Origin of the sequence: Streptomyces sp. NPDC001980 (assembly GCF_040296885.1) — a bacterium.
Classification (GTDB): domain Bacteria; phylum Actinomycetota; class Actinomycetes; order Streptomycetales; family Streptomycetaceae; genus Streptomyces.
In genome coordinates, this window is the sequence record NZ_JBEOYD010000005.1 from 330,945 (window position 1) to 354,281 (window position 23,337).

The 23,337-nt window shown below is 73.1% G+C and carries 18 protein-coding genes and 1 pseudogene; 6 read left to right on the forward strand and 13 right to left on the reverse strand.

All coding sequences use genetic code 11. The annotated features are described in order from the left end of the window. The first annotated feature begins 145 nt into the window (after window positions 1–145). The 5 genes from ABT137_RS10435 to ABT137_RS10455 all read left to right on the forward strand — a co-directional run bounded on the left by ABT137_RS10435 (window position 146) and on the right by ABT137_RS10455 (window position 4,878). Window positions 146–1,000, forward strand: coding sequence for a transporter substrate-binding domain-containing protein (locus ABT137_RS10435; RefSeq protein WP_351705541.1), 855 nt, complete (start codon window positions 146–148; stop codon window positions 998–1,000). Then, entirely contained in the window at window positions 997–1,833 is an 837-nt protein-coding gene (locus ABT137_RS10440) for an amino acid ABC transporter permease (protein ID WP_351705544.1), read from the forward strand. Before ABT137_RS10435 ends, ABT137_RS10440 begins: the two co-directional genes overlap by 4 nt. After that, the gene (locus ABT137_RS10445; RefSeq protein WP_351705547.1) at window positions 1,830–2,600 is read left to right on the forward strand and encodes an amino acid ABC transporter ATP-binding protein; all 771 of its coding nucleotides are present in this window, start codon (window positions 1,830–1,832) and stop codon (window positions 2,598–2,600) included. The genes ABT137_RS10440 and ABT137_RS10445 overlap by 4 nt, the downstream gene beginning before the upstream one ends. Window positions 2,601–2,717: 117 nt before the next feature. After that, window positions 2,718–3,809 (forward strand): amidohydrolase family protein, encoded by a 1,092-nt coding sequence (locus tag ABT137_RS10450; RefSeq protein WP_351705550.1) that lies wholly within the window; start codon window positions 2,718–2,720, stop codon window positions 3,807–3,809. 142 nt (window positions 3,810–3,951) lie between these two features. Beyond that, window positions 3,952–4,878: an SCO1860 family LAETG-anchored protein gene (locus ABT137_RS10455; protein WP_351705553.1), complete on the forward strand. Its 927-nt coding sequence runs from the start codon at window positions 3,952–3,954 to the stop codon at window positions 4,876–4,878. A 91-nt stretch (window positions 4,879–4,969) separates the two neighbouring features. On the opposite strand, the gene cobC is transcribed toward ABT137_RS10455, so the two are convergent. From cobC to cobM, 6 genes are read right to left on the reverse strand one after another with little or no spacing between them, the layout of a single operon-like run. Continuing rightward, the gene (gene cobC / locus ABT137_RS10460; RefSeq protein WP_351705556.1) at window positions 4,970–6,082 is read right to left on the reverse strand and encodes an Rv2231c family histidinol phosphate aminotransferase CobC; all 1,113 of its coding nucleotides are present in this window, start codon (window positions 6,080–6,082) and stop codon (window positions 4,970–4,972) included. Beyond that, window positions 6,072–6,998 (reverse strand): sirohydrochlorin chelatase, encoded by a 927-nt coding sequence (locus ABT137_RS10465; RefSeq protein ID WP_351705559.1) that lies wholly within the window; start codon window positions 6,996–6,998, stop codon window positions 6,072–6,074. The genes cobC and ABT137_RS10465 overlap by 11 nt, the downstream gene beginning before the upstream one ends. Further along, window positions 6,995–7,579, reverse strand: coding sequence for a precorrin-8X methylmutase (locus ABT137_RS10470; RefSeq protein ID WP_351705562.1), 585 nt, complete (start codon window positions 7,577–7,579; stop codon window positions 6,995–6,997). The genes ABT137_RS10465 and ABT137_RS10470 overlap by 4 nt, the downstream gene beginning before the upstream one ends. Further along, window positions 7,576–9,279, reverse strand: coding sequence for a precorrin-3B C(17)-methyltransferase (gene cobJ, locus ABT137_RS10475; protein ID WP_351705565.1), 1,704 nt, complete (start codon window positions 9,277–9,279; stop codon window positions 7,576–7,578). Before cobJ ends, ABT137_RS10470 begins: the two co-directional genes overlap by 4 nt. Then, entirely contained in the window at window positions 9,276–10,508 is a 1,233-nt protein-coding gene (cbiE, locus tag ABT137_RS10480; protein ID WP_351705568.1) for a precorrin-6y C5,15-methyltransferase (decarboxylating) subunit CbiE, read from the reverse strand. The genes cobJ and cbiE overlap by 4 nt, the downstream gene beginning before the upstream one ends. Next, on the reverse strand, window positions 10,505–11,341 hold the full coding sequence (gene cobM / locus ABT137_RS10485) for a precorrin-4 C(11)-methyltransferase (protein WP_351705571.1): 837 nt from the start codon (window positions 11,339–11,341) through the stop codon (window positions 10,505–10,507). Before cobM ends, cbiE begins: the two co-directional genes overlap by 4 nt. A gap of 84 nt (window positions 11,342–11,425) precedes the next feature. On the opposite strand from cobM, the gene ABT137_RS10490 reads away from it, so the two are divergent. Next, window positions 11,426–12,154 (forward strand): ZIP family metal transporter, encoded by a 729-nt coding sequence (locus ABT137_RS10490; protein ID WP_351705572.1) that lies wholly within the window; start codon window positions 11,426–11,428, stop codon window positions 12,152–12,154. Window positions 12,155–12,165: 11 nt separating this feature from the next. Here the strand turns inward: ABT137_RS10490 and cobI are convergent, their stop codons facing one another. From cobI to ABT137_RS10525, 7 genes and pseudogenes are all read right to left on the reverse strand, one after another. Then, window positions 12,166–12,912, reverse strand: coding sequence for a precorrin-2 C(20)-methyltransferase (gene cobI, locus ABT137_RS10495; protein ID WP_351705575.1), 747 nt, complete (start codon window positions 12,910–12,912; stop codon window positions 12,166–12,168). Then, a pseudogene (locus ABT137_RS10500) lies at window positions 12,897–14,501 on the reverse strand (cobyrinic acid a,c-diamide synthase CobB); the annotation flags it as partial. The gene cobI and the pseudogene ABT137_RS10500, both read right to left, overlap by 16 nt. 2 nt (window positions 14,502–14,503) lie before the next feature. After that, window positions 14,504–15,103, reverse strand: coding sequence for a cob(I)yrinic acid a,c-diamide adenosyltransferase (cobO, locus tag ABT137_RS10505; protein WP_351705581.1), 600 nt, complete (start codon window positions 15,101–15,103; stop codon window positions 14,504–14,506). Then, on the reverse strand, window positions 15,103–17,118 hold the full coding sequence (locus ABT137_RS10510; protein ID WP_351705584.1) for a putative cobaltochelatase: 2,016 nt from the start codon (window positions 17,116–17,118) through the stop codon (window positions 15,103–15,105). Before ABT137_RS10510 ends, cobO begins: the two co-directional genes overlap by 1 nt. Then, on the reverse strand, window positions 17,115–20,786 hold the full coding sequence (gene cobN, locus ABT137_RS10515; protein WP_351705586.1) for a cobaltochelatase subunit CobN: 3,672 nt from the start codon (window positions 20,784–20,786) through the stop codon (window positions 17,115–17,117). Before cobN ends, ABT137_RS10510 begins: the two co-directional genes overlap by 4 nt. Then, entirely contained in the window at window positions 20,783–22,330 is a 1,548-nt protein-coding gene (locus tag ABT137_RS10520; protein WP_351705589.1) for a cobyric acid synthase, read from the reverse strand. Before ABT137_RS10520 ends, cobN begins: the two co-directional genes overlap by 4 nt. Then, complete coding sequence (locus ABT137_RS10525; protein WP_351705592.1) at window positions 22,327–23,277, reverse strand: cobalamin biosynthesis protein; 951 nt, start codon at window positions 23,275–23,277, stop codon at window positions 22,327–22,329. Before ABT137_RS10525 ends, ABT137_RS10520 begins: the two co-directional genes overlap by 4 nt. Window positions 23,278–23,337 lie beyond the last annotated feature (60 nt).

The window sequence follows — 23,337 nt, forward strand, 5'->3', positions numbered from 1 at the left end:
GCGACTTCTTAGGCCGGACGGCCGCTCAGCCATCGGTTTGGTTTGAGGAACCCAAACATCTCCTTATAATCTGAACCCGAAGAATCGGAATCCAAAGCTCCCTCACAGCTTCGCGGGGAGCCCCCACAGACCCACGGGAGGTCTCGTGACCACGCTCCTCGGGCGCCGCCGGGCTCGCGCCCTGGCCGCCGCCACCGCCGCGGCCGGGCTGGCCCTCGTGGCCGGCTGCACGTCGAGCGGCAACGGCTCCAGCGCCTCCAGGACGGCCGCCGGCGGGGTCGAACTGGTCAAGGCAGGCCAGCTCACCACCTGCACCCACCTGCCGTACCCGCCGTTCCAGTCGGAGATCGACGGCAAGGTGCAGGGATTCGACGTGTCGATGATCGACCTGGTCGCCAAGAACCTCGGCGTGAAACAGCAGATCCTCGACACGCCGTTCGAGAACTTCAAGACCGGCGCCTTCCTCAACTCCGGCGAGTGCGACCTGGCCGCCGCCGGCATGACCATCACCGCGGAGCGGAAGAAGAACGTCGACTTCTCCGACCCGTACTTCGACGCCACCCAGGCCCTGCTCGTCGACAAGAACAGCGGCATCACCTCGCTCGCCGACGCCAAGGCCAAGAAGGTGCAGCTGGGCGCACAGGCGCAGACCACCGGCGAGGACTACGTCAGGAAGCAGGGCTTCGACCCGGTCTCCTTCGAGTCCTCCGACGCCGTCCTCAACGGCCTGCGCACCGGCCAGGTCAAGGCCGTCGTCATCGACTACCCGGTGGTCCAGGGCTGGCTGAAGGACAAGGCCAACGCGAACGCCTTCCAGGTCGCCGCCGACATCAACACCGGTGAGCAGTACGGCTTCACGGTGAAGAAGGGCAACACCAAGCTCCTCGCCGCCGTCAACAAGGCGATCGCCGACGCCAAGGCCGACGGCACGTACAAGAAGCTGTACGAGAAGTGGATCGGCCCCTACGACGCCTCGGCCGCGTCCCCCGCCGCCTCATGACCGCAGGCACGGACACGGAACTCCAGCCCCGCCGGAAGGGGCTGTCCCGGCGGCAGAAGCGCCGGCTGTCGCGCGGGGCGCAGTACGTCGTCTTCGTCGCCGCCGTGGTCGCGTTCGCGGTCGCCGCCGACTGGGGACGGCTGCAGAACCAGTTCGCCCAGTGGGACATCGCCAAGCAGATGTTCCCGGACGTCATCACACTGGCGCTGAAGAACACCGTGCTCTACACCCTGTCCGGCTTCGTCGTCGGACTGGCCCTCGGCATGGTGATAGCGCTCATGCGGCTGTCGTCGGTCGGGCCCTACCGCTGGCTGGCCGGCGTCTACATCGAGATCTTCCGCGGCCTGCCCGCCCTGCTGATCTTCATCTTCATCGGCGTCGCCGTCCCGCTCGCCTTCCCCGGCACGGAGATCATCGGCGGCACCTACGGCAAGGTCGCCCTCGCGCTCGGCCTGGTCGCCGCCGCCTACATGGCCGAGACGATCCGCGCGGGCATCCAGGCGGTCCCCAAGGGGCAGCTGGAGGCGGCCCGTTCGCTGGGCTTCTCACCCGCCCGCGCCATGGTCTCGATCGTCATCCCGCAGGCGTTCCGCATCATCCTCCCGCCGCTGACCAACGAACTGGTCCTGCTCTTCAAGGACTCCTCCCTGGTCCTCTTCCTCGGCGTCACCCTGGAGGAGCGCGAACTGTCCAAGTACGGCCGCGACCTGGCCAGTACGACCGCCAACTCCACGCCGATCCTCGTCGCCGGCCTGTGCTACCTGCTGGTCACGATCCCGCTCGGCTTCGTCGTGCGCCGCATGGAGGCGAAGGCCCAGGAGGCCGTCCGATGAGCCGACCCGAGATCGAGGTGAAGGGCCTGCACAAGTCCTTCGGCGACAACGAGGTGCTGCGCGGCATCGACCTGGAGATCGGCCAGGGCGAGGTCGTCTGCGTCATCGGCCCGTCCGGCTCCGGCAAGTCGACCCTGCTGAGGTGCGTCAACCTCCTTGAAGAACCCACCCAGGGGCAGGTGTTCGTCGGCGGCACCGAGTTGACGGACCCGGACGTCGACATCGACGCCGTGCGCCGCCGGATCGGCATGGTCTTCCAGCAGTTCAACCTGTTCCCGCACCTCACGGCGGTCGAGAACCTCACCCTGCCGCAGCGCCGGGTGCTGCGCAGGGACAAGGCGACGGCGGCACGGGTCGCCGCCGAGAACCTCGCCCGCGTGGGTCTCTCCGAAAAGGCGGACGCCTACCCCGCCGCCCTCTCCGGCGGCCAGCAGCAGCGGGTGGCGATCGCCCGCTCGCTGTCCATGGGCCCCGAGGTGATGCTCTTCGACGAGCCGACGTCCGCCCTCGACCCGGAACTGGTCGGGGACGTCCTGGCGGTGATGCGGATGCTGGCGCGGGAGGGCATGACCATGATGGTGGTCACCCACGAGATGACCTTCGCCCGCGAGGTCGCCGACCGGGTGGTCTTCATGGACGGCGGAGTGATCGTGGAGCAGGGCGCACCGGACCGGGTCATCGGCAACCCCACGCATGACCGGACCCGCCACTTCCTGTCACGCCTGCTGGATCCGGCGATGGCGGATGTGGAGGAGGATGCCTCTTAGCGCGCCCTGGGGAACGCGCCCCAAAGGGGCGCGGGGCTGTATTCGACATGCGGCTGCCGCCGCGTGGGCGCGACCGGCCACGTGGAAACCCGCACCCGACGAACTATCGTGCGTCCCATGAGCGATCAAGCGGTGCTGCACGTGAAGGGACGGATCCTTGTCGGCCCCGACGACGTCCGCGACGAACTTTGGGTCCTCGGCGGACGCATCTCCTACGACCGCCCCTTCGGCACCCAGGACATCCGGACCGTCGAAGGCTGGGCCCTCCCCGGCCTGGTGGACGCCCACTGTCACGTCGGCCTCGGCCCACAGGGCCCGGTCGACGCGGAGACCGCCGAGAAGCAGGCGCTCACCGACCGCGAGGCCGGCACCCTCCTCATCCGGGACGCCGGCTCGCCCTCCGACACCCGCTGGGTCGACGACCGCGACGACCTCCCGAAGATCGTCCGGGCCGGCCGGCACATCGCCCGCACCCGTCGCTACATAAGGAACTTCGCCCACGAGATCGAGCCGGCGGACCTGGTCGCGTACGTCGCCCAGGAGGCCCGGCGCGGCGACGGCTGGGTCAAGCTGGTCGGCGACTGGATCGACCGCGACCTCGGCGACCTGGCCCCCAGCTGGCCCCGCGACGCCGTCGAGGCGGCCATCGCCGAGGCCCACCGGCTCGGCGCCCGGGTCACCGCCCACTGCTTCGCCGAGAACTCGCTCCAGGACCTGGTCGAGGCCGGCATCGACTGTATCGAGCACGCCACGGGCCTGACGGAGGACCTGATCCCCCTCTTCGCCTCCCGTGGCGTCGCGATCGTCCCCACCCTCGTCAACATCGCCACCTTCCCGGACCTGGCGGCGGGCGGCGAGGCCAAGTTCCCCCACTGGTCGGCCCACATGCGCCGGCTGTACGAGCGCCGCTACGACACCGTCCGGGCCGCCTACGACGCCGGGATCCCGGTGTACGTCGGCACGGACGCCGGCGGCAGCCTGGCCCACGGCCTGGTCGCGGGCGAGGTCGCCGAGCTGGTGACCGCCGGGATCCCGCCCCTCGACGCGCTCGCGGCGACCAGCTGGGCGGCCCGCGCCTGGCTCGGCAGGCCCGGCCTGGAGGAGGGCGCGCCGGCGGACCTGGTGGTGTACGAGAGCGATCCGCGCGCGGACGTGCGCGTCCTCGCATCCCCCCGGAGAGTGGTGCTGAACGGGCAGGTCGTGGAGTAAGGGAACTCCTGTGCCGACCGATTCGAATGCATTCACGGAAAGTCCACTATTGAGTGAAGTAACGCAGGATTGCTGCCCGTTCACCCACAGTGCGTAATTCTTGGCGGGTCCCGAGCAAGTTTCCTCTGGGGGTCCCACCACCTTGAACAGCGACACATTCCGTATGCCCGCACGCCGTCTCGCGACCCTCGCGACGGCCACGGCTCTGGCCGCCGGTCCCGCGGCCCTGGCCGGCGCGGGCACCGCACACGCGACCACCGACCACGGTCGCGCGAGCGCGGTCGTCCTCCGTACCGGCCTGCACGTCTCCCTCCTCGACAAGACCGTGAACGTCCCGCTCGCGGTCTCCCTGAACGAGGTCCGGGCACCGCAGAGCGCCGACAGGACGGCGCTCACCGCCACCCTCGACGGAGTCGACGGCGGCAAGCCGTTCAACGTCCTCGGCGCGGACGTCGCCGCGGCGAAGGCGACGGTCTCCGCCGACCGCGCCGAGGCCTCCGTCCACCTCGCCCACGCCCGCCTGCACCTGCCGGGCCTGCCCCTGCTGTCCCTCGTCGAACTCGACACGGTCACCTCCAAGGCCACCTGCGAGACCGGAAAACGGCCGGAGGCCTCCGCCAACGTGCTCGGCGCCGTCACCGTGCTCGGCAAGCGCGTGACGCTGAGCGCGGGCGGCCCCACCGACGTCAAGGTCCCCGGCGTCGGCGAGGTCCGCCTCGACCTGTCCAAGCGCGAGACGACATCCACGTCGGCGGCGGCCAGCGCCCTCGAACTCAAGGTCTCCATCAACCCGTTGAAGCTCAACGTGGCCGAGGTGGAGGGGACGCTGACCCTGGCGAAGGTGACGTGCGAGACACCGCCGGACCCCGCGGCAGCCCCGGCCGATCCCGCCGATCCCGCTGACCCCGCCGACCCGGTGTCCGACGTGAAGGTACAGGGCGCCCCGGCGAAGGAGACGAAGCTGGCGGAGACGGGCGGGAGTTCGGTGACGCCGTATGTCGTGGGAGGAGCGGTGGCGTTGGTTCTGGCGGGCGGAGGAGCGGTGACTGTCGCCCGACGCCGACGCTGACGCCCCGCTTTCAGGGGCGGGGGAACTGCGCGACCAGCCATGACGAGACCCGCACTCGCCCACGGCGTGCGCAGTTCCCCCGTCCCCTCCCTCACGCCCGTATCAACATCAACGCCTGATCAAGCGCCTGCAAGAACCGGTTCACCGTCACCCGGTCCCGCACCGCGATCCGCACCCACTCCTCGTCCAGGCCGGGAAACGTGTCCCCCCGCCGCACGGCATACCCCAACACCCGCAGCTGCCGCCGCACGGCCGCCGCCCCCGCCATCCGGACGAGCACGAACGGCCCCTCCGCCGGCCCCGCGACCCGCACCCCCTCCGGCGCGAACTCCTCAAGGCCCGCCACCAGATGGGCCCGGTCGGCGGCGACCCGGTGCGCCGCATGCGCCGCCTCCGCCAGCGCGCGCGGCGCCACACACGCCTCCGCCGCCGCCAGCGCCGGCGTGGACACCGGCCACAACGGCTGCGCCCGCTCCAGCTCGGCGACGATCTCCGGCGCGGCCAGCGCGTACCCGATCCGCAGCCCGGCCAGCCCCCACGTCTTCGTCAGGCTCCGCAGCACCACAAGACCCGGCACGTCGGTCCGCCCGGCCAGCGCCTCCCGCTCGCCCGGCACCGCGTCCATGAACGCCTCGTCGACCACCAACGTCCGCCCCGGACGGGCGAGCCGGGCGATCGCCCCGGCCGGATGCAGCACCGACGTCGGGTTGGTCGGATTGCCGATCACCACCAGGTCGGCGTCCTCCGGGACGGCCGCCGGATCCAGCCGGAACCCGTCCGCCTCCCGCAGCAGCACCCGGTCCACGGTGTGCCCGGCGTCCCGCAGCGCCGCCTCCGGCTCGGTGAACTGCGGGTGCACCACCACCGGCCGGCGCACCTTCAGCGCCCGCGCCAGCAGGACGAACGCCTCCGCGGCACCCGCCGTCAGCAGCACCCGCTCCACCGGCAGCCCGTGCCGCGCCGCGACCGCCGCCCGCGCCGCCCGCCCGTCCGGGTAGGCCGCGAGCCCGCCCAGCGACTCCGCGATCCGCTCCCGCAGCCAGACCGGGGGAGTGCCGGTCCGCACGTTGACCGCGAGGTCGACGAGCGCCGGACCGCCGTCCCGGACCTCGGCGTCGCCGTGGTGCCGCAGATCGTGCCCGCCTCCGGAGCCTCTGTCGCCTCCGGGGCCGTCAGAACCGCCGGAACCGTCCTCAGTGCGCATGCGCGTGCCCGCCATGGTGATGGTGTCCGTGTCCGTGGTGGTGGCCGTCGTCGTCCGGGTGGAAGTGCGGCTGCTGCGGCAGCCCGACCTTGTCCTCGAAGCCGGGCAGCGCGATCCGGTACACGCACGAGTCGCAGTTCATTCGCAGATCACCCTCGACCGCCTCCCGGTACCGCTCCATCACCAGGTCGAGCAGTTCCGGCTCGGGCCCGATGACGTCCGCCGAACACACCTCGATCTCCGGGTGCGCGGCCGCCCAGCCCTCGGCCTGCTGCCGCACCCGGTCCGGCAGGATCCCGGTGAAGAGAAAGTACGGCAGGACGACGATCCGGCGCGCCCCCAGTTTCAGACACCGGTCGAGCCCGCTCGGCACGTCCGGCGCCGCCAGCGACACGAACGCCGTCTCCACCCCGGCGTACCCGCGCCCCTCCCAGAGCAGCCGGGCCGCCTTGTGCACCTCGGCGTTGGCGTCGGGGTCCGTCGAACCCCGGCCCACCAGCAGCACCGTCACGTCGGCGCGGTCCCGCACGGCCCGCGAGGAACCGCCCAGCGCCTCGTCCAGGCGCCGTTCGAGGACCGACAGCAGGGAAGGGTGCGGCCCGAGCGGACGGCCGTAGGCGTACGAGATCCCCGGGTGCCGCTCCTTCTCCCGGGCCAGCGCCGCCGGGATGTCGCCCTTGGCGTGTCCGGCGGAGACCAGCATCAGCGGAACGGCGGCGAACCGTCGTACGCCCTGCTCCACCAGCTCGGCCACGGCGTCGCCGAGGGGCGGCGGGGACAGCTCGATGAAGCCGCCCGCGACGGGCAGTTCGGGGTGGCGGCGCCCCAGCTCCCGCACGAAGTCGCGGAACGCCTCGGCCCCGGCTTCGTCCCGGGTGCCGTGGCCGGCGATGAGCAGGGCGGGCGGGGTGGTCACAGGGTCTCCTCGGAAGTGGGGTGGTACAGCAGGGCGTTGAGCGCGGCGGCGGCGACCGCCGAGCCGCCCTTCTCGGACACGTTGCTCACGGCGGGCAGCCCGCTCGCCCGCAACGCGGCCTTGGACTCGGTCGCGCCGACGAAGCCGACGGGCAGACCGATGACGAGCGCGGGGGCGGCGTCCAGCGTCAGCAACTCCTCCAGGGCGGTCGGCGCGTTGCCGATAACCCACAGGGCGCCGGGCCCGACCTGCTCGTAGGCGAGCCGGATCGCGTGTGCCGAACGGGTGAGTCCCGACCCGGACTTGGCGTCCTTCAGCCGGCACACGGTCTCCCGGCGGGTGATCCCGGCGGCGACCATCTCGACGTCCACGACGACCGGCGCTCCGGCGTGCAGCGCGGCGTGCGCCTTCACCAGGTCGCTCTCGTCGGTCACCAGGTCGGTCGCGTACTCCAGGTCGGCGGCGGAGTGGACGACCCGCTCCACCACGGCCCGGGTCAGCGGCGGGAAGTGCGAGGTGTCCAGGCGGGCGCGCAGCCGCCGGTAGGACTCCACCTCGATGGGATGGACGACCCGGTTCACTTGCCCTCCTCCTGAGCGCTCTCCTGCCAGCGGTAGCCGCGCGGAGTGACCATGCGCCCGGCGATGTTCCTGGTCGCCGTGTTGCCCACGGTCACGACCGTCATCATGTCCACCCACGCCGGGTCCAGCGCACCCAGGGTGGTCAGCCTGCTCGACTCGTCGGGACGCGAGGCGTTGCGTACGACACCGACGGGCGTCCCCGGCTCCCGGTGCCCGGCGAGGATCGCGAGCGCCTTGGGCAGCTGCCAGTCGCGGCCCCGGGAGCGCGGGTTGTAGAACGTCACGACGATGTCCGCCTCGGCCGCCGCGCGCACCCGGCGCTCGATGACCTCCCACGGCGTGTGCAGGTCGGACAGGCTGATCGAGACATGGTCGTGGCCGAGCGGCGCACCCAGGATCGCCCCGGCCGCGAGGGCGGCCGTGACACCGGGTACGCCGATCACGTCGATGTCGTCGGAGGCCTCGGCGAGTGCGGGGGAGGCCATGGCGTACACCCCTGCGTCCCCGCTGCCGATCAGCGCGACGGCATGCCCGGCACGCGCCTCGGCGACCGCGGTACGCGCCCGCTCCTCCTCGGCGCCGAGCCCCGACTCCAGGACCCGGGTGCCGGGCCGCAGCAGGTCACGGATCTGGTCGACGTACTGGTCGAGGCCGACGAGCACGGCGGCGCGCCGCAGTTCGGCCTTGGCGCGCGGGGTGAGCAGGTCGCGGGCACCGGGACCGAGGCCGACGACCGCGAGCCGCCCGCGCGCCGGACGCCGTACGACGGCGCAGGTCGCCATGGCGGGCCGGCCGTCGTCCCGCTGCGACTTCCGCTTGGGAACGAGGAGTTCGCCACCCCGCGCGAGGGCCGCCGCCTCGGCGACGGAGGGGGTGCCGACGGCGGCGAGCGGGGCGTCCGAGGGGTTGGGGACCCGGACCCCGGCCAGCTCCTCGGCGGAGTACGTCACCAGCGGGACCCCGAGTCGCGCGGCCGCCGCGACGATCCCGGGCTCCTCGGCCTTCGCGTCGACGGTGGCGAGTTCGGCGATGCTGCGCGGCGACAGCCCCGCGTCCCGCAACGCCGCCTCGACGAGGCCGAGCACCTCGTCGACCGGGGCGCCCCGGGAGGCACCGACGCCCACGACGAGGGACGGCGGCCGCAACAGCACCTCGTCGGCGGCGGGTTCGACCGCGCGGTCGGTCAGCCGGACGGAGTGGGCGCCCTCCTCCGCCAGCGGCAGCGGGGGCAGCGGCCACGCCAACTCGGCGTGCAGCGCGACCGGTTCGCCGTCCAGCAGGGCCCGCGACACGGCCGCCACCGAGCCCTCGGCCGGGAAGCCGAGGGTGTCGAGCCCGGGCAGCCCGACCGAGTCGGTCGCGGTGGTCACCACCGGCTGCGCGGAAAGCAACTCACCCACCTCCCGGGCGAGTTCGTTCGCACCGCCCCCGTGCCCGCCGACCAGCGACACGGCGAACCGCCCGCCCTCGTCGACGCACACCACGCCCGGGTCGGTCGCCTTCTCGCCCAGCAGCGGGGCGATCAGCCGTACCACCGCACCCGTGGCCAGGAAACACACCAGCTGCTCGCACTCCGCGAACGCGGACCGTACGGCGTCCTTGACGGGGCCGTCGTACACCCGCGTGCGGTCCGGCCACGCCGCGGCCAGCCGGTCGCGCGCCGCCGCCCCCGCCGCGGTGGCGGAAATGAGGCCGATCACTGGGCAACTCCTTCTTGAGACAAGGGGGTTCGTGTTCCCCAGAGCAGGAACACGGGATTGGTCGCCGCCAGCCGGGTCACGTCACCCGGCAGCGGCGCGAGACGGGAGGACTGCAGCAGCACCCCGTCGCAGGAGAACCCGGCACCGGTGAGCGCCGCGCGCGCCGCCGGTACCCGGTCCAGGGCGGCCATCGCGACCACCACGGTCCGCCGGGCGCGCGCGGCGCAGGCGGCGACGATCGCGGGCAGTTCGGTCCCGCCTCCGCCGATGAACACGGCGTCGGGGTCGGGGAGTCCGGCCAGCGCGTCCGGTGCCATGTCACACACCACATCCACGTACACCCCGTGCGCCCGCGCGTTGGCCGCGATCCGCTCCACCCCGTCCGCCGCCCTCTCCACGGCGACGACGGCGGCGCCGAGCCGGGCGCACTCCACCGCCACCGACCCGGACCCCGCGCCGACGTCCCACACCAGGTCGCCCAGCCGCGGCCCGAGCCGGGCCAGGGCCAGCGCCCGCACCTCGAACTTGGTGATCATCGAGTCGCGGTGCGCGAACGCGTCCTCGCCGAGGGCCCACCCGGCGGGTTCCGCCCGGCCGCCCGCGACCGTCCGCACCGCACTCAGCGCCCGTGCCTCGTCGAGGCAGAGGACGACACTCACGGCCGTACCCCAGTCGCGTGCGGCGGCCTCGGCCGGGGTGACCCGCTCCACCCGCTCCCGTTCCGGATCACCGAGCGCGCTCGCCACGACGAGCAGCCGGTCCGGGGGCACCGCGGCTCCCAGCTCGGCGGGCCCGGCGCCCGGCCCGGTCAGCACGGCGACCTTGGGATGCGCCCGGCAGGCATGGACCGCCGTACGCAGCTCCCGCCCGTGCGCGCTGACGACCACCGCGTCGTCCCAGGGCAGTCCGAGACGCGCGAAGGCGGCGGCCACGGAGGACACGCCGGGGCGTACGTCCAGCGCCGCCGCCCCGAACCGTGCGGCCAGCGCCCGTACGATCCCGAAGAACCCGGGGTCGCCGGAGGCCAGCACGACCACCCGGTGTCCCTTGTCCAGATGCCGTTCGACGACGTCGAGAGCCGGTGCCAGCGGACCGAGCACCACCCGCTCGGCATCCTCCGGAACCGGCGCGGCCGACAGGTGCCGCTGCCCGCCGACGACCAGCCGGGCGCCGGTCAGCACGCCGGGCGGCAGCGGCGCGCCCGTCCCGGTACCGACGACCGTGATCATGTGCTGGCCCCCCGCTCGCGCAGCTCCCGCCGGGCCTGAGGGTCGGCCTTGCGGAAGCCGTGGAAGTGGCCGGGGTGGTAGAGGTGCGAGCGGGTGCCCTGGGCGGCCAGGGCCGGGCCGACCAGGAAGAGGGTGTGCTTCCAGAGCTTGTGCTCCTTGACCGTCTCCTCCAGCGTCTCGATCGTGCACCGCACGACCAGCTCCTCCGGCCAGGTCGCCTGATACGCGACGACGACCGGGGTGGATGTCGGGTAGCCGCCCTCCAGCAGCTCGCGCACCAGCTGCCCGCTGCGCGCGGCGGAGAGGAAGATCGCCATCGTCGTCCCGTGCCGGGCGAACTCCCGCACCTCCTCCCCGGGCGGCATCGGCGTCTTGCCGCCGCCGAGCCGGGTGAGCACGACGGACTGCGCCACCTCGGGAATGGTCAGCTCACGCTGGGCCAGCGCGGCCACCGCCGAGAAGGAGGAGACACCGGGCACGATCTCGACCTCGATGCCTATCCCGGCACACCGGTCCACCTGCTCCTGCGTACCGCCCCAGAGCGCCGGATCCCCGGAGTGGATCCGGGCGACCCGCAGCCCGTGGGTATGAGCCCTCTCGTAAACGGCGACCACGTCTTCCAGCGACATCGTCGCGGAATCAAGCACCTCCGCGTCCGCGCGCGCGTGCTGGAGGACCTCCGCCTGGACCAGGCTCGCGGCCCAGATCACGACGTCGGCCTCGGCGATCGCGCGCGCGGCCCGGAACGTCAGCAGATCGGCGGCGCCGGGACCGGCACCGACGAAGGTCACCTTGCCGGCGGGAGTGCCTGCTGCGGCGGCGGCATCGGCCATGAAAATTCGGTCCTCTCTGGACAAAGGGTGTTACTGGTGGTGCTGGATGTGCGCTGAGGCGGGTCGATCGGATAGCAAGGGCACATGGCGGTCTTCGTCGCGCTCGGCGCGTTCCTGATGACGCTGGCCGGCGGCTGGACGGCACAGCGTGTGACCGACCGTCGTCACCTGGTCCTGGGCCTGGCCGGCGGTCTGATGCTCGGGGTGGTCGGCCTCGACCTGCTGCCGGAGGCGCTGCGCGCGGCCGGCCGCGCGGTCTTCGGCGTACCGGCCGCCCTGCTGCTGTTCGTGGCCGGCTTCCTCCTGGCCCATCTGGTGGAACGCACCCTGGCCCTCCGCCAGGCCGCGCACGGCGGCGACGAGCACGGCCACCGGGCGCCCGAGGTGGGTCTGACGGCGGCCGGCGCGATGGTCGGCCACAGCGCGATGGACGGGGTGGCGATCGGCGCGGCCTTCCAGGTGGGCGGCGGCATGGGCGCGGCGGTGGCGCTCGCGGTCATCGCGCACGACTTCGCGGACGGCTTCAACACGTTCACGATCACGAGCCTGTACGGCAACGCGCGCCGCCGGGCGATAGCGATGCTGGTCGCCGACGCCTGCGCACCGGTCCTCGGCGCCCTCTCCACGATCTTCTTCACCATCCCGGAGGCCCTGCTCGGCGGCTATCTCGGCCTCTTCGGCGGCGTCCTGCTCTACCTGGCCGCCGCCGAGATCCTCCCCGAGGCCCACCACGAGCACCCGGCCCGCTCGACGCTGCTGTGCACGGTCGCCGGCGCGGCCTTCATCTGGCTGGTGGTGGGCATTTCCAGCTGACGCCCGACCGCTCACAGCTTCCCGCCTCTGCCACCGTCCCGGCGCGGGGGCGCGATGAGCGTGGAGAGGTACGGCAGCGGGGAGCCGTCGAGCTCGGCGGCGGGCCGGACGGACTCCTCCGCCAGCCCCAGCGCCGACCCCCACACGGCGTCCTCGATCCGCCCGGTCTCCCGCAACGCTTCCACGACCGCCGCGGCCTGCCGCCCGAACTTGTACGCCACGACCGTCCCCGGCCCGCCCAGCGCGTCCTTGAGCACCTCGGCCCCCGCCGTCACCGGCACCAGCGTCAGCGGCTCGGTCCCCTCGGTGAGCACGGCCCCGGACCGGGCGGCGAGATCCTGCATGGCGGTGATCCCGGGCACGGTCTCCACCACCACATCCGGCACCAGCTCGGCGATGGTCTGCGCGAGATACGTGAACGTCGAATAGACATTCGGATCCCCGATGGTGGCAAAGGCGACCGTCCCGTGCCCCCGCAGCAGCTCGGCCACCCTGGTCCCCGCCGCGTCCCAGGCGGCCTCCCGCCGCTCCCGGTCACTGCGCTCGTTCAGCGCGAAGACGACCCGTACGACCTTCTCCGCGCCGACGTAGTGCAGCACGGTGGCCTCGGCCCGCCCCCGCTCGCCGGTGTCCATCACCGGCACCACGACGACATCGGCCGCGCGCAGGGCGTTGACCCCCTTGACGGTCACCAGCTCCGGGTCACCGGGCCCCACGCCGACTCCGATCAACCTGCTGCTGCTCATGACGTCCGGCACCTCTCCACGAACCTTCGGGCCACACCGGGCTCGGACGCCCAGTGCGTGTGCAGATAACTCGCGTGCACACCCCGCTGTACAAAACCTTCGACCCGCGGCCGGGGCGTACGCACCCCCCACGCGGGAGCCGCCCCCGCCCCCGGCTCCACCACGGTCCGGTGGAACTCGTGCCCGCGCATCCGCGTCCCGGCGACGGCCAGCACACTGTCACTCACGGCAACGGCATCCCGATACCCCAGCGTGAGCCGCTCCGACATCCGCGCGGTCACGTCGAGCACCCCGCACATGGGCAGCCCGTCGAGCTCCCGCCCCAGATACAGCAGCCCCGCACACTCGGCGGCGACCGGCCCACCGCGCTCCGCGAAGGCGGCGACGTCCTTCCTCAGCGACTCGTTGGCCGACAACTCACCGCCGTACACCTCGGGAAACCCACCCCCGATGACCAACCCGCAGGTCTCGTCGGGCAGTCGCTCATCCCGAAGCGGATCGAACACGACGACTTCGGCCCCGGCCGCGGCAAGCAACTCGGTGTGTTCGGCGTAGGAGAAGGTGAAGGCGGCCCCACCGGCAACCGCAACAACCGGCCTCTCCGGCGTCTGAGGGTGAAGGCCGTCCTGCACTCCTTCAAGCCGGTTCGGCGTCTGAGGACGAAGGCCGTACCCCACCCCCTCCAGCCCGTCCGGCGTCTGAGGACGAAGGCCGTCCCGCACCCCCACCAGCCCGTCCGGCGCTTGAGGACGAGGCCTTTCGGGCCGAAGCGGGGGTCCGGGGGCGGCAGCCCCCGAAGCGGGCGGTCGAAGGGGGCCCACCCCCTGGAGGGACGGGACGGGTAGGGGCGGCGGGGGCGAGGAAACCAGGGCCTCAGCCGCATCCCACGCCGCACCCGGCACCGCCCCGGCCCCCCGCGCGAGCCCCATCAGCCCCTCCAGGTCACACCCGTCGGCGACCTGCGCAGCCATCGCCGCCACCGCCACACCCGCCTCCCCCCGCCGCTCGGCCACCGGCACCAACCCCAGATGCCGGGACGGCGTATCCACCTGCGCCACCCGCCGCAACACCCCGAACACCGGCACCCCCGCCGCGTCCAGCGCCTCCCGCAGCAACTCCTCGTGCCGGTCCGACCCCACCTTGTTCAGGATCACACCCCCGACCCGTACCTCCGGATCCCACGACGCGAACCCGTGCACCAGCGCCGCCACCGACCGCGACTGCGACGACGCGTCCACGACCAGCACCACCGGCGCCCGCAACAGCTTCGCGACATGAGCGGTGGACGCCAGCTCCCCTTCGCCCGCGGCCCCGTCGTACAGCCCCATCACACCCTCGACGACGGCCAGGTCACAGCCCCGCGCACCGTGCGCGAACAGCGGACCGATCAGTTCCGGGCCGCACAGGTACGCGTCGAGGTTCCGCCCCACCCGCCCGGTCGCGAGCGTGTGGTACCCGGGGTCGATGTAGTCCGGCCCGACCTTGTGCGGGGACACGGCGAGCCCCCGCGCGGCGAACGCGGCCATCAGCCCCGTGGCAACGGTGGTCTTGCCGCTGCCCGAGGAGGGCGCGGCGACGACCAGCCGGGGCACGGACGAGGACATCACCACTCGATGCCCCTCTGCCCCTTCTGCCCCGCGTCCATCGGGTGCTTGACCTTCGACATGTCGGTGACGAGATCGGCGAAGTCGACGAGCTTCTCCGGCGCGTTCCGCCCGGTGATCACGACATGCTGGGTCCCGGGCCGGTTCCGCAGCACGTCGACGACCTCGTCCGTGTCGACCCACCCCCAGTGCATCGGGTACGCGAACTCGTCCAGCACGTACAGCCGGTACGTCTCGGCCGCCAGATCCCGCTTGACCTGCTCCCAGCCCTCCCGAGCCTTCTCCTCGTTGTCCATCTGCGCGTCGCGCTGGACCCAGGACCAGCCCTCGCCCATCTTGTGCCAGTCGACGGAGCCGCCCTCGCCGGAGGCGCCCAGCACCCGCAGCGCGTTCTCCTCGCCGACCTTCCACTTCGCCGACTTGACGAACTGGAACACCCCGATGGGCCACCCCTGGTTCCAGGCTCGCAGCGCGAGCCCGAACGCGGCGGTGGACTTGCCCTTCCCGATCCCGGTGTGCACGACCACCAGTGGGCGATTACGGCGCTGACGGGTCGTCAGGCCGTCGTCGGGCACGACACTCGGCTGTCCCTGCGGCATTACGCGGCCCTCCTCGAACGACCCTGAACGTCCTTCACCAGTCCGGCGATCGAGTCCGCCCGCAGTTCGTCGAGCGTGACCGCGGTACCGCCCAGCTCGCCCGCCAACTGCCCGGCGAGCCCCAGCCGTACCGGGCCGGACTCGCAGTCCACGACCACCGAGGCGACCCCGTCGGCGGCGAAGAGCCGGGCCGCCCTGCCGGCGAGCGCGACCGGCTCGGGCCCACCGGTGGCCCGCCCGTCCGTCACCACGACCACCAGTGCCCGCCGCGCCGGATCCCGCAACCGCTCCACCCGCAGCACGCCGTGCGCCTTGAGCAGCCCGGCGGCGAGCGGCGTACGACCGCCGGTCGGCAGCGACTCCAGCCGGGACGCGGCCGCCTCCACCGACGAGGTCGGCGGCAGCGCCACATCGGCCGCGGCCCCCCGGAAGGTCACCAGCCCCACCTTGTCCCGCCGCTGGTAGGCGTCGAGCAGCAGCGACAGCACGGCACCCTTCACCGCGCTCATCCGCTGCCGGGCCGCCATCGACCCGGACGCGTCGACCACGAAGAGCACGAGGTTCCCCTCGCGGCCCTCCCGGGTCGCCTGCCGCAGATCGTCCCGCCGGAGCACGAGCCCCGGCCCGGACCGCCCGCGCGCCCGCTGGTGCGGGGCGGCGGCCTGCACGGTCGCCGCCAGGTGCAGCTTGGTCAGGGCACCGCGCGGCCGTCGCGCACCCGTGGTCCGCCCGTGCTCGGTCCGCGCCCGGGACCGCCGACCGGCGGCCCCCTCGCCGATCCCCGGCACACTCAGCACCTTGGTGCGAAAGGGCTCGGCGGCCTGAGCAGGAGCCTGCTCCCCGGCACCGGCCTGCCGCGGCACGCCGTCGCTCTCCCCGGCCTCCGGCCGGGCAGAGCCATCCGCGTCACCGTCACCCTGCGGCCCCTCGTCGGGCTTCGGCTGCCCGCCACCCCCACCGGGACCGTCCGGCTCCGGATCGTCGTCCCCGGACTCCCCGGACTCCCCGGAGAACTCCTCCAGCGTCTGGTCCAGCTTGTCCTCGTCGAGGCCGGGCGCGTCGAAGGGGTTGCGGCGCCTGCGGTGCGGCAGCGCCAGCAGCGCGGCCTGCCGTACGTCCTCGGCGAGCACCTCGGTCCGCCCGGCCCACGCGGCCAGCGCGGTCGCGGTCCGGGCCATCACGATGTCGGCGCGCATCCCGTCGACCTCGAAGGCCGCGCAGGTCGCCGCGATCTGCCGCAACGCCCCGTCGCCCAGCCGCACCGACGGCAGCAACTCCCGTGCCGCCATGATCCGTTGCCGGACGGCGGCCTCCTCGCCGGCCCAACGCGTCGCGAAACCCGCCGGATCGTCGTCGTACGCGAGCCGCCGCCGTACGACCTCCACCCGCTGGTCGGGCTCTCGGGAGGCGGCCACCTCGACCGTGAGGCCGAACCGGTCGAGCAACTGCGGCCGCAGTTCGCCCTCTTCCGGGTTCATCGTGCCGACGAGCAGGAAGCGCGCCGCGTGCCGGACCGACACGCCCTCGCGCTCGACGTACGACGCGCCCATCGCGGCCGCGTCCAGCAGCAGGTCGACCAGGTGGTCGTGGAGGAGGTTGACCTCGTCGACGTAGAGGATGCCCCGGTGCGCGTCGGCCAGCAGGCCCGGCTCGAAGGCCTTCACGCCCTCCGCCAGGGCGCGTTCGATGTCGAGGGCGCCCACCAGTCGGTCCTCGGAGGCGCCGACGGGCAGTTCGACCATGCGCGCCGGGCGGGACTCGTAGGCGCCCGGCTCGTGCGGGCCGTCGGGGCAGGCGGGGTCCGGGGCGGCCGGGTCGCAGGAGAAGCGGCAGCCTGCGACGACGTCCACGGTCGGCAGCAGCGCGGAGAGGGCACGTACGGCGGTGCTCTTCGCCGTGCCCTTCTCGCCGCGCACCAGCACGCCGCCGACCGCCGGTGAGACGGCGTTCAGCAGCAGCGCGAGCCGCAGGTCGTCCTGGCCGACGACGGCGGTGAACGGGAACGGGGTACTCACTGGTCGTCGCCCTCCGAGTTGCCTTCCAGGTCGCCTTCGAGCTCAAGGTAGGTGGCGCGCAGCCGCTCCAGGGTGTCGGCGTCCGGCTCGGCCCACAGGCCCCGGTCGGCGGCCTCCAGGAGCCGTTCGGTGATGCCGCGCAGCGCCCACGGGTTGGACTTCTTCATGAAGTCCCGGTTCTCCGCGTCGAAGACGTACTCCGCGCTGAGCTTCTCGTACATCCAGTCGTCGACCACGCCCGCCGTGGCGTCGTAGCCGAAGAGGTAGTCGACGGTCGCCGCCATCTCGAAGGCGCCCTTGTAGCCGTGCCGGCGCATGGCCGCCATCCAGCGGGGGTTGACCACGCGGGCCCGGAAGACGCGGTGCGTCTCCTCGCCCAGCGTCCGGGTCCTCACCTGGTCCGGCGTGGCCGAATCACCCACGTACGCCTCCGGGTTGGCGCCGGTCAGGTGGCGCACCATGGCGACCATGCCACCGTGGTACTGGAAGTAGTCGTCGGCGTCCACGAGGTCGTGCTCGCGGGTGTCCACGTTCTTCGCGGCGACGGCGATCCGCCTGAACGCGGTCTCCATGTCCCCGCGCGCCGCCCGCCCGTCGAGCCCGCGCCCGTAGGCGTAGCCGCCCCACACCGCGTACACCTCGGCGAGGTCGGCGTCGGAGCGCCAGTTGCGGGCGTCGATCAACGGCAGCAGCCCGGCCCCGTAGGCCCCCGGCTTGGAGCCGAAGATACGGGAGGTCGCGCGCCGCCGGTCGCCGTGCTCGGCGGTGTCCTCGTCGGCGTGCGCCCGCACGTAGTTGGACTCCGCCGGCTCGTCCAGCTCGGCGACCGTGCGTACCGCGTCGTCGATCAGCCCGACCACGTGCGGGAACGCGTCCCGGAAGAAGCCCGAGATGCGGACCGTGACGTCGATGCGCGGCCGGCCCAGCTCGTCCAGCGGGATCACCTCGAAGCCGGTGACGCGCCGCGACGCGTCGTCCCAGACGGGGCGGCAGCCCAGCAGCGCCAGGATCTCGGCGATGTCGTCGCCCTGGGTGCGCATCGCGGAGGTGCCCCACACGGTCAGGCCGACGGACTTCGGGTGGGCGCCGGTGTCCTGGAGGTACCGCTGCACGAGCGAGTCCGCAAGGGACTGGCCGACCTCCCAACTCAGGCGGGAGGGAATGGCCTTGGGGTCGACCGAGTAGAAGTTCCGGCCGGTGGGGAGGACGTTGACCAGGCCTCGGGTGGGGGAGCCGGACGGGCCGGCCGGGACGTAACCGCCGTCCAGGGCCTTCAGGATGTGCCCGATCTCGTCCGTGGTCCGCGCGAGCCGCGGCACCACCTCGGTGCACGCGAACTCCAACACCGCCACCGCGTCCGGGAGTTCGGTGCCGCCGAGAACCTCCCGCACCAGCGCGCGGCTCTCGGCGGCCGCCCAGTCCCGCTGCTCCATGCCCTCCGCGACCCGGCGGCACAGCTGTTCCAGCAGGTCGATCGCGTCGGCCGCGGTACGCGACGGACCCTCGACCAGATCCGACAGCTCGACCGGCACCTTCACCGGCGCGCCCGGCTCGGCCAGCAGCTCCTTCTCGCTGAGCCCGAAATGGGCCGCGAACGAGGCCCTGAGCCCCGGCAGCGCGTTCGCCTGCCCGCCCCACACCTGCGAGGCGCGCAGCACGGCCAGCACCAGGTTCACCCGCGGCTCGCCGACCGGACCGCCGCCGAGGATGTGCAGGCCGTCGCGGATCTGCACGTCCTTGATCTCGCACAGATAGCCGTCGATGTGCATCACGAACGAGTCGAAGTCGCCGTCCTCCGGCTGCTCGTCCACGTGCAGGTCGTGGTGGAGCTCGGCCGCCTTGACCAGTGTCCAGATCTGGGCGCGGACGGCCGGCGCCTTCGTCGGGTCCAGATCCGACACCAGCGCGTACTCGTCGAGCAGCTGCTCCAGCTTGGCCAGGTCGCCGTAGGTGTCGGCACGGGCCATCGGCGGCACCAGGTGGTCGACGACCGTGGCGTGCCCGCGCCGCTTGGCCTGGGTGCCCTCGCCGGGGTCGTTGACGATGAACGGGTAGATCAGCGGCAGGTCGCCGAGGACCGCGTCCGGCGCGCAGCCGGCGCCCAGGCCGAGGCCCTTGCCCGGCAGCCACTCCATCGTGCCGTGCTTGCCCATGTGGACGACGGCGTCCGCACCGAAGGAGTTCTCCAGCCACCGGTAGGCCGCCATGTAGTGGTGCGACGGCGGCATGTCCGGGTCGTGGTAGATCGCGATCGGGTTCTCCCCGAAGCCGCGCGGCGGCTGGATCATCACGACGACGTTCCCGAACCGGAGCGAGGCGAGCACGATGTCGTCGCCGTCGACGTACAGGCTGCCCGGCGGCTCGCCCCACGCCTCCCGCATCCCGTCCCGCAGCTCCGGGTCGAGCTTCTCGAACCAGGCCCGGTAGTCCGCGAGCGGCACCCGTGCGGGCGCTGCGGCCAGCTGCTCCTCGGTGAGCCACTCGACGTCGTGGCCACCGGCGTTGATGAGCCGGTGGATCAACTCGTCGCCGTTGTCCGGGTGTCCTTCGACCACGTACCCGGCATCCCGCAGCGCGTCCAGTACCCGCACCGCCGACGCGGGCGTGTCCAGACCGACCGCGTTGCCGACCCGGGAGTGCTTGGTCGGGTACGCGGTGAAGACCAGGGCGATCTTCTTCTCCGCGTTCGGCTTGTGCCTGAGCCGCGCGTGCCGTACGGCGATTCCGGCGACGCGTCCGGCCCGCTCGGGGTCGGCGACGTACACCGGGACATCGTCAGGTCCCTGTTCCTTGAAGGAGAACGGGACCGTGATCAGCCGTCCGTCGAACTCCGGGATCGCGACCTGCATCGCCGCGTCCATGGGGGAGAGGGCGGCGTCGGACTCGTCCCAGGCCTGCCGGGAGGAGGTCAGGCAGAGGCCCTGCAGCACCGGCACGTCGAGGTCGGCGAGCGCCCCGATGTCCCAGGCCTCCTCGTCGCCGCCGGCCGAGGCCTGCGAGGCGTGCGTGCCGCCGGCCGCCAGGACGGTCGCCACCAGCGCGTCGGCCTCCGCGAGGAGCTCGTACAGCCCGGGGTCCGCCCCGCGCAGCGAACCGCAGTACACCGGAAGGGCGTTGGCGCCGTGCGCCTCGATCGCGTCGCACAGGGTGTCCACGAAGCCCGTGTTGCCGCTCAGTTCGTGGGCCCGGTAGAAGAGCACCCCGACGGTCGGCCGGCCGCTCTCCCGGGTACGGGAACCGTGGACGCCGTACTCCGGCATCTTCTGCGGCTCGGCGAACCCCTCGCCGGTCAGCAGCACCGTGTCGGAGAGGAACCGGGCCAGCTCGGTGAGGTTGGCGGGGCCGCCCTCGACGAGGTACCTGAGGGCCTCGGCGACCACACCCGCCGGCACCGACGACTCCGCCATCAGCTCGGCGTCCGGCACCGCCTCGCCGCCGAGCAGCACGGTCGGGATCCCGGCGGCCTTCAGCGCGGCCAGCCCGTCCTCCCAGGCCCGCTTGCCGCCGAGCAGCCGTACGACGGCGATGTCCGCGCCCGCGAGGAGCGCGGGCAGCTCCTCCGTGACGTCGACGCGCGTCGGATTGCCGATCCGGTAGTCGGCACCGGAGGCGGCCCGGGCCGCCAGCAGATCGGTGTCGGCGGTCGACAACAACAACACAGTGCTCATGCGGGCGCTCCCGGTGGAATGAAAGGCAGTCCTTGTGGCGCGCCCGACTCGATGAGCCGCCAGAGCGCGTCCGTGTCCGCGTGCTGTTCGATCAGGTCGCCGAGCCGGTCGAGCTGCTCCTCGCGCAGCGCGGCGAACGAGGTGTCGGGGGCCGGCACGAACCGGCGGCCCGCGGCGGCCGCCACCTCGCGCAGGAAGGCCCGGCGGAAACCGTCCGACTCCAGGGAGCCGTGCCAGTGCGTGCCCCAGGTCTGGCCGACCCGGCAGCCGTCCAGGAACGGCTCGCCCCCGGTCACCTCACCGACCCCGTGATGGATCTCGTACCCCTCGACCCGCTCGCCGAGGGCCTCCCCGACGGGCCGGGTGAGCGTCTTCTCCCGGGCGAACCGGACCCGCACGGGCAGTACCCCGAGCCCGTCGACGGCCCCCTTACGGCTCTCGACCTCGTCCTCGATGTGCTCGCCGAGGATCTGGAAGCCACCGCAGATGCCGAGCACGGGCCGCCCGTCGGCGGCGCGCCGCCGGAGCGCCTCCGCGAGCCCCCGTTCGTGCAGCCACTCCAGGGCGCGGACCGTCCCCCGGGTGCCGGGGATGATGACGAGATCGGCGTCGGCCAGCTCCTCCGGCCGGTCCACGAACCGCACCACGACGCCCGGTTCGGCGGCCAGCGCGTCCACGTCCGTGAAGTTGGACATCAGCGGGATCGCGCAGACGGCGACCCGGAGCACGTCCTCGCCGACGGGCGGGGCCGTGTTCGACTCCCGGACGGTCCCGCGCAAGGAGACCCTCCCCCACGCTCGGCTTCGCTCGCGCGGGGGGACCCCCATCCCGTCCTCCTCGTCGATGCCGAGCCCGTGCCGGAAGGGGAGGACGCCGTAGGTGTGCCGCCCGGTGAGCCCGTGGAGCATGTCGAGGCCCGGCTCCAGGAGGGAGACGTCTCCGCGGAACTTGTTGACGAGGAACCCGGCGACGAGGGCCTGGTCCTCCGGCGAGAGCAGCGCGACGGTCCCGAAGAAGGAGGCGAAGACGCCGCCGCGGTCGATGTCGCCGACCACGAGCACGGGCAGCCCGGCGTTCCGGGCGATCCCCATGTTCACGATGTCGGTCCGGCGCAGGTTGATCTCCGCCGGACTGCCCGCCCCCTCACAGATCACCGCGTCATACGTGCCCCGCAACTCGGCGAGACAGTCGAGCACGGTCCCGAGCAGCTTCTGCTGCCGTCCGCCGTGATAGCCACGCGCGCTCAGCTCACCGACCGGCTTGCCGAGCAGCACGACCTGACTGCTCTGCTCGCCGCCGGGCTTGAGCAGCACGGGGTTCATCAGCGCGGTCGGCTCCACCCGGCAGGCCTGCGCCTGCATGGCCTGCGCCCGCCCGATCTCGGCACCCTCGCGCGTGACAAAGGAGTTGAGGGACATGTTCTGCGCCTTGAACGGCGCGACCTTCACACCCTGCCGCACCAGCCACCGGCAGATACCGGCGGTGACGACACTCTTCCCGGCGTCGGAGGTGGTACCGGCCACGAGGAGACCGCCGTTGTTCATGACGCCCTTCCCGAGAGCGATCCGCGCAGCAGCGCCCCGGCCGCGCTCACCCCCAACGCCAGCCACCCCACCCGCCGCGACAACCGCACCGCCCGTTCGATGTCCGCGACTTCCACAGCGCGCCCCTCCCCGTTCAGCACCGGCCGGTGCTCGACCCGCCCCCCGTACGACAACGTCCCCCCGAGCCGCACCCCCAACGCCCCGGCGAACGACGCCTCCACGGGCCCCGCGTTGGGACTCGGATGCTTCGCCGCGTCGGCCCGCCAGGCCCGTACGGCTCCCCGCCGGTCATCCCCGGCCACCGCGGCCAGCACGGCGGTGAGCCGGGCCCCCGGCCACCCGGCCACGTCGTCCAGCCGGGCCGAAGCCCACCCGTACCGCCGGTACCGCGCCGACTTGTGCCCCACCATGGCGTCCAGGGTGTTGACGGCCCGGAACCCCACAAGACCGGGGACGCCGCCCACGGCTCCCCACACCAGCGCGCCCACGACCGCGTCGCTCGTGTTCTCGGCGACGGACTCCACGACCGCCCGGGCGATCCCGTCGGCGTCCAGGGCCTGCGGATCCCGTCCGCACAGATGCGGCAGCCGGGCGCGGGCCGCCTCGACGTCGCCCGCCGCCAGGGCCCGCCCGATGCCGCGGGCCTCGCGCGCGAGCGAAGTACCGCCGACCACGGCCCAGGTGGCCGCGCCGGTGAGGGCCACGGACGCGGCGGTGGACGGTCGTACGATCCGCTGGGCCACGGCGCCCAGCGCCGCAGCGCCGCCGGCGCACACGGCGGTGTGCAGTGCGCCCCACCCGCGGTGGTCCCGCCACAGCACCCGCTCCACGGCCCCGGCCGCCCGCCCGAACACGGCGACCGGATGCCCCCGGCGCGGATCGCCGAGCAGCAGATCACCGAGGAGGCCGGCGGCGGCGCCGTACGCGAAGACGCGATCGGCACCCATCGGCTCAGCCGGCCGCGGGGTCGGGGACGGGCCGGGTACTCAACCTCGATCGGCAGCCGC

Coding starts and splice junctions, on each gene's coding strand:
- ABT137_RS10440 (WP_351705544.1), top strand. CDS start 997: ATGACCGCAGGCACGGACACGGAACTCCAGCCCCGCCGGAAGGGGCTG.
- ABT137_RS10445 (WP_351705547.1), top strand. CDS start 1,830: ATGAGCCGACCCGAGATCGAGGTGAAGGGCCTGCACAAGTCCTTCGGC.
- ABT137_RS10450 (WP_351705550.1), top strand. CDS start 2,718: ATGAGCGATCAAGCGGTGCTGCACGTGAAGGGACGGATCCTTGTCGGC.
- cobC (WP_351705556.1), bottom strand. CDS start 6,082: ATGCGCACTGAGGACGGTTCCGGCGGTTCTGACGGCCCCGGAGGCGAC.
- cbiE (WP_351705568.1), bottom strand. CDS start 10,508: ATGATCACGGTCGTCGGTACCGGGACGGGCGCGCCGCTGCCGCCCGGC.
- cobM (WP_351705571.1), bottom strand. CDS start 11,341: ATGGCCGATGCCGCCGCCGCAGCAGGCACTCCCGCCGGCAAGGTGACC.
- ABT137_RS10490 (WP_351705572.1), top strand. CDS start 11,426: ATGGCGGTCTTCGTCGCGCTCGGCGCGTTCCTGATGACGCTGGCCGGC.
- cobO (WP_351705581.1), bottom strand. CDS start 15,103: ATGCCGCAGGGACAGCCGAGTGTCGTGCCCGACGACGGCCTGACGACC.
- cobN (WP_351705586.1), bottom strand. CDS start 20,786: ATGAGCACTGTGTTGTTGTTGTCGACCGCCGACACCGATCTGCTGGCG.
- ABT137_RS10520 (WP_351705589.1), bottom strand. CDS start 22,330: ATGAACAACGGCGGTCTCCTCGTGGCCGGTACCACCTCCGACGCCGGG.
- ABT137_RS10525 (WP_351705592.1), bottom strand. CDS start 23,277: ATGGGTGCCGATCGCGTCTTCGCGTACGGCGCCGCCGCCGGCCTCCTC.